Origin of the sequence: Vibrio sp. V42_P2S4T144 (assembly GCF_009904715.1) — a bacterium.
GTDB lineage: Bacteria > Pseudomonadota > Gammaproteobacteria > Enterobacterales > Vibrionaceae > Vibrio > Vibrio alginolyticus.
In genome coordinates, this window is sequence record NZ_WXWS01000117.1 from 1 (window position 1) to 13,405 (window position 13,405).

5 protein-coding genes are annotated in these 13,405 nt (G+C 47.2%); 1 reads left to right on the forward strand and 4 read right to left on the reverse strand.

Translation table 11 applies throughout. From position 1 onward, the window contains the following. Positions 1–328 (forward strand): hypothetical protein (locus tag CAG68_RS22300; protein ID WP_237667835.1); only part of this gene is annotated, 328 nt, incomplete at its 5' end. A gap of 198 nt (positions 329–526) precedes the next feature. Here the strand turns inward: CAG68_RS22300 and CAG68_RS03910 are convergent. The 4 genes from CAG68_RS03910 to CAG68_RS03925 all read right to left on the reverse strand — a co-directional run bounded on the left by CAG68_RS03910 (position 527) and on the right by CAG68_RS03925 (position 13,290). After that, positions 527–9,964 carry a tandem-95 repeat protein gene (locus CAG68_RS03910; RefSeq protein WP_443083846.1) on the reverse strand — a complete coding sequence of 3,146 codons (9,438 nt, stop codon included), beginning with the start codon at positions 9,962–9,964 and terminating at the stop codon, positions 527–529. A 315-nt stretch (positions 9,965–10,279) separates the two neighbouring features. Next, positions 10,280–10,894: a phage tail protein gene (locus CAG68_RS03915; RefSeq protein WP_005373442.1), complete on the reverse strand. Its 615-nt coding sequence runs from the start codon at positions 10,892–10,894 to the stop codon at positions 10,280–10,282. A 142-nt stretch (positions 10,895–11,036) separates the two neighbouring features. Then, positions 11,037–11,984, reverse strand: coding sequence for a formyltransferase family protein (locus CAG68_RS03920; RefSeq protein ID WP_231970765.1), 948 nt, complete (start codon positions 11,982–11,984; stop codon positions 11,037–11,039). A gap of 7 nt (positions 11,985–11,991) precedes the next feature. Continuing rightward, entirely contained in the window at positions 11,992–13,290 is a 1,299-nt protein-coding gene (locus tag CAG68_RS03925) for a hypothetical protein (protein WP_053307255.1), read from the reverse strand. Positions 13,291–13,405: the final 115 nt, after the last annotated feature.

Here is a 13,405-nt window from a genome sequence, read left to right on the forward strand (position 1 = left end):
ATATTGGATTAAAACAGATATAAAATTATCGTTTTGCTCGGTATCAATTTATCGTCGCAGTTATCAGCATCAGGGCGACAGCCAGCGTGGAACGCTTTTCAACCCAATAAGGGTTCAATACGAACTGTGTCGCTCTGACACGCTTGGTTTGGCTTCAGCCCCAACACTATATTTCTTCGACTGTAAACGTACTAGGTTCAAAGTAAAGCGACGTATCACGCTGACATTTGCAGCACTACCAACAACCCTATTGCGTAAATCATCTTCTTTTAAGTTAAGTTCACATCGAGCATTCAATGAACCTTATTTTTCTAATATCGAACCGTAAGTTCTGTTTAACACTCTATCAAAACACTATCTTTCGCTAGATGTTAAAGAAGAAAAGACTTCAAGGTAATTAAGGATTTGTTATAGACTATTGACCTACATAATAAAGAGCACAATCACGACATTAATCTCCAGTGATTTACCATACCGCTTCATGAGCAATTGGGATATAAATTATCGAAAAATACCAAACCATAAGTTAATACGCTGCTAACGGCTCAAAAAAATAACGAAGTTGTAGCGCAATTATATCAACATCATTTTCATGTAAAAAATAACGAGCGCCTTGGACACCGATCTCCCAATTATCTGAGAGGTTGTAGCCAACTTCTGCACCAATATATCCATCAAAACCATCCACTTCCGTCGTTATCTTGCTGCCTTGATACGTACTTTCAATATCGGTATCCCAGAACAAGCCCCCCAAACTCAGTTTTGCGGACCATGAATTGTATTGCCAGAACTTATAACCGATGTCGAAGCCCATGCCCTTAACAAGGAGTGGGGCTATAGATGCGACATTGGCGTGATAGTCTTCTGGTGAAGTAGTAGCACTACGCAATGTAGCACTACCTTCGCCCATATCAATATAACGAATAGTTCCAGACCATTGATCAGAAAAAGTATATCCCAACCCGACAGAGCGATAGAACCCGGTGTTGTCAGTAGAGATTACGTTATCACCTTTAACAGCATCACGCTCATCTGCATGGCTTGACCCCATTTGAACATCAACATACCAGCCCGCTTGACTACTAAAACTAAACACAGCAATTAGTGCTAGAGCACTGTTTCTTCCATAACGTTGCATGGCTCCTAACAAAATCAAAAGCATCAACACCATGCCACCCAATGATCCTGCTGAAGTATTTTCAACCTTTACATCTCTTACCAACTTAACGGTCACTATAACTTTCCCCGCGTCTTGCAGGCCTTGGCTATCCTGAATGATATATGTCAACACATCATTGCCTTCAAACCCTGAGGTAGGGGTATAGGTCACGCTCTGATCTGCATTCATGACCGCCTGCCCATACTGCGCTTGGACTGAAACCAACTTCAATGTGTCGTTATCCGGATCGGTATCGTTAGCAAGGACATAAACCGTGACAGGGGTACGATCATCGGTGGTAATATTATCGTCCACCGCATTCGGATTCTGACTGTTTACCACATTTACCGTCACCTTCGCCGATCCCGTTCCACCATTACCATCCGTTACGCTATAAGTGATCAAAGCCTCCCCGTAGTACTGTGGTTGAGTGACATAACTTAGTTTGTTATCAACCACACTAACACTACCAATATCTACAGAAGCGCGACTTACCTTCAGCCCATCACCATCAGCATCAGCATCATTGCTCAATACATCGATCGTCACCGTACCATTGAGACTAACAAACGCATTGTCGTCAATCGCTTGAGGGAGTGTATTATTGCTTACACGAGCGGCAACGACGCCAGGGTCAACGACACTGCCATTAGCCAATCCGTCATCATCGTTCGGACCACCGTCTTCAATGGTAAGTTGTACACACCAGTCACCTTCAGTCAGACCCTGTGACCATGAACTGTGCCCTGGTGGCGGACAATAACCAGCCTCGCCAGCACTAGAAGAAACCGTGTTTTGAGCATCCTCAATAAAGTCTATCCACCCCTGTTCAGCGTTATACTTTCGGTACACTGCATTTGCTGGAACAGGTAACCGCTGAGGCAAAACTAATTGATAGCTTTGGCCGGGCAGCGGCAAATTAGTTACTACAAAATCAAAGATTCCCCCTATGCTCTTCATGTTGATATCTTTAGGAAGCTCCTCATCCAGCAATAAAGCTCCTCCTGTTGCGTTAGTCAGAATGGTTATTCCTTTGCGTAAACAGGCACCTGGCTGCCCCTCAATGAGGAAGCGATCTTTTTCTGACACAACCTGTTGAATTACGTTACAGTCAGAAATTGCATCAAGATAATCAGGAATACCATCACCATCACTATCATTATGACCTTCTTGATCATCCGGGATTAAGTCGCCATCACTGTCTTCACTCCCGAGCTCCGCCAATGTTTGTACCACTTCTAAATAGACATTCCGTGTCACTGATAATGGTGGAGTGCCATTGTCAGTAACTGTCAATTGCAAATTGTAAATCGCTGAACTCAGTAATTGCGGAGAGAAAGTCAATGTTTCGCTGTACATCTGCCCCGCAATCGCTTGGTTAAGTACATCGCTATCACTACTCCATCTGAAACTGTGTATATCGGACATATTGGCATCACTAACACTGCTCGTGATTGTGACCGGTTCAACACCATTTTCAATTTGGCTCCGCTGCTCCCCCGCCTGAGATACACTTACCGTGACCTTCGGAGCCACATTCTCTTCAAAGATTGTCAAGGTGTAACGACGCTTACTACCTAGATTAAGGGTGCTGTCCAGATCAATCACTAAGGTTTCAACGCCCTCATTTTGTCCATCATTAAGTAGTTCGAACGAAAGTTTGCCTTCGGTACCACTAGGTATCACCACTTCACCAGAGGTGAGCGTGTGGTCATCACTGTCCGTGCTTCCTGAAACCGTATAAGGTATGATTACTGGGTAGCTCGGCGAAGGACCGTTAAGGTGTATCGATACGCTATGATTGGTGCCTTCCGTGGTTTGCGCATCTTTGGAGATACTTATCAGTGGATACACTGTTACCGTTTGACTAGCTTCAGCGACGTTTCCATCAGAGTCTTGAGTGCGCCAATAGACCGTATTAGTTCCAGGTCGGAAAAAGGTCGTGCTGTCGACCAATGAAACAGGTAATAGCTTGCCTGTACTATCTCGTGCCACAGCAGAGCCTAATGCAACTTTAGTAAAGAGCGAAGTTGCGTTCACTTCGATATCTGAAGGTGCGGCTATTGTTGGTGCGTCCAATTTCGCACTTTTAATTGTCACGATTGCTTTCGCGGTGGCCTTTCCACCGTTACCATCTTTCACACTGTATTGCACTGCCACTGTACCAATTGAGGTCGTTACCAATTGGATTTGACTGCCCACAATCGTTGCCGTTCCAGATGTAGGTTTAACCCATTCCAGTTGTAATGTATCTAGATCAACATCGCTGTCGTTGCTGAGTACATCCAATAAGTAGCTACCATCGTTACTCTCGGTAAAGACATAGGTATCATTAACCGCCACTGGCTCATCATTAACGTTGATTACCGTGATGCTAAACGCTGCTAAAGATGTGCTTAGCTCACCGTCTGAGACACTAATAACAATATTATTGGTGCTGCCAACATGCTCATTTTCCGGCGTACCACTTAGCAACCCAGTTGCTCTATCAAAGGTTGCCCATGATGGTTTATTGCGGATTGAAAAGCTCAAGCTACTACTATCAACATCCGATGCCTGCAGCGCAAAGCGGTACGTACTGCCTTCGTTGACGGTAAGAGCAGGAGTGCCACTGATCACTGGCGCGTCATTGACATTGTTAACCACAATACTGAATCTATTGAGCATTGTGGTCGTGAGACCATCAGAAACCGAGATAACAATGCCCTGATATTTGCCAACATCACCATTATCTGGTGTACCACTAAGCGTGCCTGTTGATGCATCAAAGCTAGCCCAAGATGGCTTGTTCACGATACTGAAGGTGAAGGCTTGGCTGTCAACATCTGACACTTGTGGCGTGAACAGATAGGTGCTGTCTTCATTCACTTGTGTTGCTGGTGAACCAGAGATAACGGGTGCATCGTTAACGTTATTCACAGTAATCGAAAAAGCTGACAATGAGGAAGAAATAGTGCCATCGGATACGCTAATCACGATACCTGGATAAGTCCCCACATAACGGTTACTTGGCGTGCCAGAAAGCGCTCCTGTTGTCTTGTCAAATGTAGCCCAAGGTGGCTTGTTAGCTATCAAGTAGGTCAGAGTATCCGCTGGGTCATTGTCCAATGCCGCGGGCACAAACTGATACACACTATCTTCATCAACTTGCGCCGATGGGGTACCCGTAATCACTGGCGAGTCATTAACGTTATTCACCGTGATGGTCACTAACGCCACTCCAGAGGTAAGTTCTCCGTCACTTACGCTGTAAGTGAAACTGTCCTGACCAAAGAAGTTACTGCTACCCGTATAAACCGCGTGATTGCCTGTGACGGTAACATTACCGTTGACTGGCGATTTTACAATTTGATAGCTCAAAGATGAGCCTTCTGCATCGTTACCATTTAAAGTAATGGTCAGCGGTATTTCTTCCTCTCCCGTAGCACTGATATCGGTCGCGGTTGGTGTATCGTTGACTGCATTAACCGTCAAATCGACACGAACCTCTGTCGAGTCGAGATCACCGTCGTTGACCTTGAACAAGAAGAAGTCGGAGCCATTGAAGTCCGCTTCTGGTGTATAGCGCCAACTATTATTGGTCAACTGCTCTAGCACGCCATGACTGACTTGCTCAGTGATAAGATACTGCAGAGTGTCATCATCGTTATCAATATCTGAACCAACCAGCGTGATCACCAAACTATTGTCTTCATCAAGCGTTTGTGACTGTGCTTGCGCCATTGGTGCGTCGTTGACTGGTGTTACTGTCATGGTCACTGTTGCGGCGTTAGATACAGCACCTGCTAAGTCTGCCACCGTATAGGTGAAGCTATCTTCACCGAAGTAGTTCTCATTCGGGTTGTAAACAATCGCTCCTGACGCCGTCACGTTCACACTGCCATGTGCTGGCGTATCGACGACTGTGACACTAGTGAGTTCAAAACTGTCTCCAACATCGGCATCACTATCATTGCCTAATACATTGACCTCGAAGGAGCCTCCCTCTAGTAGTTGTGCACTGTTATCAACAGCAACGGGGGCATCATTCACTGGCGTAATATTGAGCGTGACGGTTGCAGGCACTGAGACTGCTTGACCACTATCGGTTAGCATGTAGGTAAAGCTATGTTGACCATTAACGTTCGCTGTAGGCACAATCTTTAAGGTCCCATCGACATTGACACTGACCATGGCAAAACTGTATACCCCCTCTCCTTGACCAAGATCTTGCAGGGTAATACTACTCGGGGTGAATGACCCATCTTCAATATCACTGTCGTTACTTAAAATATCGAGTGTCGATGTGATATCTTCATCAAAAGTAAAACTGTCTTCCTCCGCTACTGGTGAGTCATTGACGGAACCGATATTGACGCTGACCGTGGCCGCAAGAGAAACGCCGCCTTCACTGTCTGCGATCGTGTAAGTAAAGCTATCGCTACCATTTTCATTCGGATTCGGCGTATATACAAAAGTGCCTACAGTTTGATCAATGGCTACTTGTCCTTTTTGAGGCAAACTAACTAACGATAAATCACCCGTTGGGATGCCATCTTCAACATCCTCCGCTTGACTACGCGCGCTGACTGCTGCGCTTGCGGTATCTTCGTCGGTGTTGATGGTCAGCGCTTTAGCGACTGGCGCATCATTTATAGCCATGATAATGACGGTCACTGTCGCGTCTTGTGACTCCTGCAGCAGGGCATCTTTCACGGTATAGGTAAAGCTATCTGTGCCTGTCTCATTACTATTTGGCGTATAGGTAACAACGCCGTTGCTGATCGACACCTTACCTTTAATTGGTTGCGTTTTAATCGTTGCAGAAGAAGCGACCATGTCATCATTAACATCGGAATCGTTGGCTAACAGATTAAATTGTTTCGCCGTATCTTCCTCAGTCGAGAAGCTATCATCAACTACCGTTGGCGCGACATCGTAGCGTTTAGTCACCGTATCCGTCACTGCATCAGATGCATTGCCTGCGGCATCGCTTACCACCACGCTTACTGTCAACGTCCCCTCTTGCAAAACAGTGACGTCAATGCCCGTTACTTGCATGGTCTCCGAAGAAATTGTTTGACTAGCGCTGTCAATGGTCGTGGTACCGTCGGTCACGCTATAAGTGAACATCGCGTTCACTTCAGCTGCTGCGAAGGTAAAGCTCATCGCCTGTTCGTTGGTTTTGTTAATGCTCTCCTGATCAATGCTGATGCTATGTCCAGTCGGGATCCCCGTATCCACTGAGATCAACAACTGAGTCGCTGCTGTATTGAGGTTGCCAGCTGCGTCGCTAAATTTCTCGGCTGCAACATCAATAGTTGCATCCTCAATGCTTTCTTCTGCAGGTGTAAAGGTAGCCGTGTAACTGGCGCTACTGCCCGCAAAGTTAGAAAGAGTTCCTCCAGCCACGGTCACATCGGCTTCGGAAAAATCAGTTGCGGCTTCACTCAAGGTAAACGTGAGTGTTGCCGTTTCACCCGCTTTCAACGCAGCGCTGGAGCTAGTGATACTAACGGTTGGAAGCACAGTATCGACGCTGATGGAAAGTGGTGTTGCTGCACTATTGCTGTTACCAGAGGCATCGGTAAATGTGCCTGTGGCAACTTCAATAGTACCGCTCATCGCACTCTCTTCCGTTGGTGTAAAGGTCGCAGTGTAGCTGCTACCACTGCCGGCAAAACCAGACAAAGTACCGCCACTAACCGTGATGTCCGCCTCGGTAAAATCGCTCGACGCTTCACTTAAGGTAAAGGTAATGGTCGCCGTTTCGTCCGCTTTCAGCGCCAATTTATCACTGGAGATAGTCACACTCGGCACTAAACTATCAACGGTTATAGACAGTTGAGACGCAGCAGTGTTGCTATTCCCAGCAGCATCGGTAAAGAAATCTGCCGCCACGTTAATCGTCGCTGTACTTGTACTGTCTATATCCGGCGTAAAGGTGGCCGTGTAGTTGTCACCGCTGCCCGCAAAGTTAGACAAACTGCCGCCAGTGACGGTGACATCTGACTCAGCAAAGTCACTTGAGGACTCACTTAAGGTGAACGTGATACTCGCCGTTTCGCCAGAGACCAAATCAAGGTCTGAGCTGCTCAAAGAAACGGTTGGCCTCACGTTATCTAACGTAATTGTTGTGCTATCTACACTGGAGGTGTTGCCCGCCGCATCGCTCTGGCTCGCCGCGACCGTCAGAGTGCCGTTGTTAAACGCACTTACATCAAACTCACTGCCAATAGTCGTCCAAGCCCCGGTATTGTCGGCCGTCACCGTACGACTGACTGAGTTGTTATTGTCCGTGATGGTCACGGTCACACTATTGCCAGCCTCCGCGCCGGAGCCAGCAATCAGCACGTCGTTGTCTTCTGCCGCATTGACGATACCGTCGATTTCAATCGGCGTGGAAATGGTAACAGCGGATGGCGCTGCGTTATCTAGGGTTACGCTCTGGGTGGCTACGGTGGAGATATTACCTGCTATATCAGCTTGGGTTGCAGACACCGTCAGGGTGCCATTGTTCAGGCCACTGACATCCAGCTCGCTGCCGCTCAGCGTCCAGTTGCCTGAATTGTCGGCCATCACCGTACGACTGACAGAGCTGTTATTGTCCGTGATAGTCACGGTCACGCTGTTGCCTGCTTCCGCGCCGGAGCCAGCGATCAACACATCGTTATCTTCTACTGCATTGACAATACCATCGGTTTCAATCGGTGTAGTGATGGTCACAGCTGATGGTGCGGCGTTATCTAAGGTAATGCTCTGGGTGGTCACTCTGGAGGTATTACCCGCCGTATCCGATTGCGTCACAGCAACTATGAGTGTGCCGTTGTTCAGGCCACTGACATCAAGCTCACTGCCGCTCAACGTCCAGTTGCCTGAGTTGTCGGCCGTCACCGTACGGCTGACAGAGCTGTTATTGTCCGTGATAGTCACGGTCACGCTATTGCCTGCTTCCGCACTGAAGCCAGCGATCAGTACGTCGTTGTCTTCTGCCGCATTGACGATCCCATCAGTTTCAATCGGCGTATTGATGATTACAGCAGATGGGTCTGCATTATCCAGAGTAATACTCTGGGTGGCTGCGGTAGAAGTATTACCTGCTATATCTGCTTGGGCTGCAGACACAGCCAGGGTGCCGTTGTTAAACGCACTTACATCAAGCTCACTGCCGCTCAACGTCCAGTTGCCTGAGTTGTTGGCCGTCACCGTACGACTGACAGCGCTGTTATTGTCCGTGATGGTCACGGTCACGCTGTTGCCTGCTTCCGCGCCGGAACCAGCGATCAACACATCGTTATCTTCCGCTGCATTGACGATCCCATCAGTTTCAATCGGCGTGGTGATGGTCACTGCTGATGGGGCTGCATTGTCCAGGGTAATGCTCTGTGTGGCTGCGGTGGAGATATTACCAGCTATATCAGCTTGGGTTGCAGACACCGTCAGGGTACCATTGTTCAAGCCACTGACATCCAGCTCGCTGCCGCTCAGCGTCCAGTTGCCTGAATTGTCGGCCATCACCGTACGACTGACAGAGCTGTTATTGTCTGTGATAGTCACGGTCACGCTGTTGCCTGCTTCCGCGTCGGAGCCAGCGATCAACACATCGTTGTCTTCTGCAGCGTTGACGATACTGTCAGCCTCAATCGGTGTGGTAATGCTCACTGCTGATGGGGCTATTGTATCAATGGTGACACTTAACGCGTTGGATGCCGAGCTAACATTATCATCGCTATCAGACGCTTTAGCGCTTATTGCATGTGTAATACCAGACGCCAACTCATTGGTTGTTATCTGCCAGTTCCCTCCAGTAGCAGTGCCTGTGCCAATAACCGTTGCACCTCCACCGACTTGATCACTGTATAAAGTAACGATCGATCCACTCTCAGAAATCCCACTAAACGTTGGTGTAGTGTCACTGGTAATATTATCAGTATTTAATGGCCCGGTATCCGAACTAGCATCTAAATCGGGTGTAGATGGCGCATTTGGCGTGGTATCGACTGTCGTAAAGTTAAATGTGGCATCATCGCTGATCCCAGCGAAGCTATTATTTGCGCTGTCAGCCACGGCACTGGATTCAATATGAATGGCGTAGGTCCGGTTCCCTGCCAGATCACTGGTTGGGTTTAAGTAAACTTTATTGTTGGTAACACTGATGCGACCAGCGCCTGGTGATGTTGTTGTGCCATCGCTTTCGGTGGCAACATTAAATACTTCAAAGTCGCGACTGTCGGTAACATTACGAATGGTAATATTGCCGCTCTTCAGCTCAATATTTTCATCGAAGGCAATCTCGATGTTGTTGCTAACAGAAACATTGGTTGCATCATCAGTGGGGGTTGAGCTCGCACTGACAAAAGTAGGCGCGGTAGAGTCTGAAACCGCAGCGTCATCAATCTTGATACTTCTGATAAGATAACGAGAGTCAGCACCCGGACTTCGGGTAAACGCCATAGTCACTGTATCAACGTCCTGCCATGCCGAATCATTAAAGTCTGTACCACGGGTCAGGGTAAACAAGTCCTGTAACCCTGAGTTTGCTTCACCACCTTTTGGCAAGGTGACAGTTTCGGTCACTGTTTGAGTATCATTAGAGAAGCCAGTTAACACAAGTTGATACGTTTTATCTGAGTCTCGGGCCGACCCCTGCATAAAGGTAATTTCGTCGAAACTGAAGTTAGTACTTGATTTCTCAAAAAAGCGGAAGCCACGATTGTTGAACTCATTAATCATGGTATTTGAGTAAAGAACACCAGCTACAAATCCGAGGTCATTTAGGCCAGTAAACGGAGTGCCATCCGAGCTAGTGCCCGCATCTAATACCATAGATACAGTACCTGCATTGGTAAGAGTGACTGAGGGCATACCCCCTGTGACGCCGGTCTCCACCTCACTAAAATTGGAACCTGAACCATTAGAGTAGTTAATCGTTTGCTGTGCAGCCCAGGCTCCACCGGAAAAAAACGCTGAGAACACCCATGCTGTTGTAATTGCGATCGCAACCTGACGATGTAATCTCATTTTCCTCTCCTGAAGATGACGGCCTTATCAACATGGCCGGGTTATCATAATCAACTTAAATATTTAATTTTTTTATAGGAAAGGATTAGCTAAAGATTCAGCCAATTCTTTCTTGGTTGATTAGCTGTGCGGTGGGTATACTCCCGCAGTGGCAATTAACCAATTAATCGGCAATACCGGGCTCAAAATATTAAGTGGCATTGAACCGCCTGTTTCAGTCACAGTTACAGTACCTCCGCCCGAGCCACTACCAGACACACTTAAGCCTTCGATCTCGGTCAAATCTGGTTGCTGAAACGTCGGTTTATAGAACCCGGGGGTAGAGTTTTGCGCTATATACGAATTACTATCGGGTACCTGTGTATTTGCAGCATTGGTAGCAACCTGCATCCTGCCTGTTACAGGTGCAGAAGTGCCAAGAGGGGTAAAAATTGCCGTATGTAAGTGTGCTGGCATTTGAGTTATATCAATAGTTACCAGTTCAGTACCCAATCTTTCTCCCTGATGATAATCCATCCCCCCAGGTCGTGTGCCTACACCAACTGGACTGCGGCCACGCAAATCAGGTAAACCAAAGGTAGTTCGGGCGTCACCTCCGTATAGAGTGCTAACTAGAGAGAAGAGCGCTGGATTATCTTCAATTGCCTGCATTTGCCCCGAGCACATTGCCCAATTTCTAATTGCAAAATTGCCACCAAATGCGGTTAGTGTCCCAAGATACGGTTCTGTAGCCATACTGTTCTTCCTTTCAACGTATATACTTAAGTTAAAACCAGCCCATAACGAAATTGGTGTGGTTGGTTAAAACTTTCCAATCTCGCATTACTAAATACCGTTACGGGCTTCATCACTGCCGCAAAGAGCCGTATTGAGATATTTACTCACAAGCAGAAGCGTGCTGGAGCAATGACATCCCAGCATCTAGCCCAGCCATTTGCGCATAGCGATAACCCGAAAACACGCCTTGCGGTGTAGCAATAACATCTATTGATATGGCGCTATCTAACGTTTTCACTTGTAACCCATGTTGTGGGCTGATCTCGAGAATTCTCCCCGCCTCAACACCGACTAAAGAAGTCTCCATTGCGCTTGCTTGCAAAACATTGGCGACACCACTTGGCAAGCTCAACATCGCACCACCGAAGTGATGATTGCCTGCTCGCACTAAGTTGACGATTTCGCGACTCGTTTGCACGTTCCAACGAAGGTGCAGATCATGTTGGTTTACTGCTCGTGCCACTTCGTTGGGGTTTGATACTTGTTCACGCCAAACCAGCCCTTGCTTTTGTTGCGCGATGAGGAAGTCATACATCAGCTTAGCCGTCATTTGTGACGCTTTTTGCTGAGCACTGGTTAAGGTCTCAAACGGGTGAAATGGTACCTCTAACTCCATTCCTATAGCGCCGGAATCAGCCGATGCCTCAAGACGATGCAGGGTGAGGCTAAAGGTGTCTAAACCCTCTCTTAATTGCCAATAGAGAGGCATCGGGCCTCGATACTCGGGCAGCTTTCCCGGATGAATGTTGTACAAGTTTCCGTTGAAAAACTGACACAGCGAGGAATGAACTATGTGCCTGAACAAATAGATAACGCCATCCGTGACTCGCCAAACATCGAGTTGCGCTATCAAAGCACTGCTGTCATTGGCGGTATACTGAGCAATATGAATCGATTGAGCGCTCAGATAGCTCTGTAGCTGCTGTAAGTCTGGATTTAGTTCTCCTTCCGGTACTACCACGCCCGCCAATTTATGCTGTTGTGCCAACAACTGAATGATGGGCAAGGCGTAACAACTTCCTGTAAAAACGACGTATTTTTGCTGCATATCGAAATCATCCATGGGTGGCGACAAAACCTGGCAATCCGGTTAACTGATAATAGAAACTGACCTTATCCCCTCCCTTCGCTTCAAAGTAATGGTGTTCAACAGCTTTGGGCTTGGCATCCACATAAAAAGTCATGTCGGGTTTAGGATGGGTAATACCAGAGTCGTATTGTCCGACCATCGCATCTCCGTAAGTATCGATATGGCTGTAAATGGCGAGGATACGTTTTGCCATATCTGGCACATCTTTCGGCAGCTCAATGGTGTTGCCTTGCAGCATTTTTATTCCACCATCTAGCTCAAAAATCTCGCTTCTGAGCAACATGGCTTTATTGACGTTAAGAATTTCTCCCAGATCAATTCGATCATCGATCGCTTCCGGCTGGCAATGGTTGGAATGTGCATACTCTGCTTTTTCCCATTGTTGATTAAATTCCGTCTCCCCGATGACCATCATGGCGCGCACAGATACCTGATTGGGGATCATTTCGCCTTGAATATGTAAATATTGAACCAAATGTTTCGCGATGCTGAGGAACCCTTCCCGACTAAAGCCATGCTGCATCGCTTCAAGTATCAGGAGATCAAACGTTTGAGTTGGCGAAAATTGGGTAGCATCTTCTTCCACTAAGGCTTCAATGTAGTCTGCGATATCGAGATCCGCGATCAATTGATTGAGTGCTTTAATGGCTCCGGGGTGAATATCTACTAGTGTCACCTGAAGCTGCTCTGCGCTAATTCGATCACTTTGTTTGTAGTGAGCAAGTAAAGGCAGCAGCAATGGTGCAAAGGGGCCGCAAGCTGGATAAAGCACTTTAACCTGTGACTTGTTGGCAAGCATATGTTGGATAGCTTTGTTTATACCACACGCAAAGCCTTTAATTCGGTACACATCTTTGATGGTGTGTTTACAGTTAAGTGGGGACATCACCAGCCCAGACGTGGAAATGTACTGTCGGGTCAGTTCCTCTTGAGTGAGTTTAGCCAGAGAAAGAGATTGGCAAGCGTTGCCATACATGCTCTGAAAGGCTTGCACCAGTGTTCGGTGCTCAACTTTCGTCTCCTTCAATACGAGCTCAACTGCCGCAGCGAAACTCTCTTTCAGTTGCCGTTGGCGTTCAGCCGTGCTGAGTTGGTTTTGGAGCATAGCCTCAAGTTGAGTCCGTAATGAGTACTTAAGCAGCTCATCCATTTCGGGTTCAGCAAAACCAAACTGTTGAGTTTGTTGCTGCACTTCTTCAACACCGACCGTCTCACGAGATTGAGGACGTTGCTGGTAGAATTCTATAGATGAGCCTTTTTGCATAATTCATGAACCTCACTTGCCGCTGTAGCAGTAGTTAATGATGTAACACACCTGTACTTGAGAAAAACATATGCCAGAGGTCCGCGTTACAATATCTCAGCTCCCGGCTCTAACT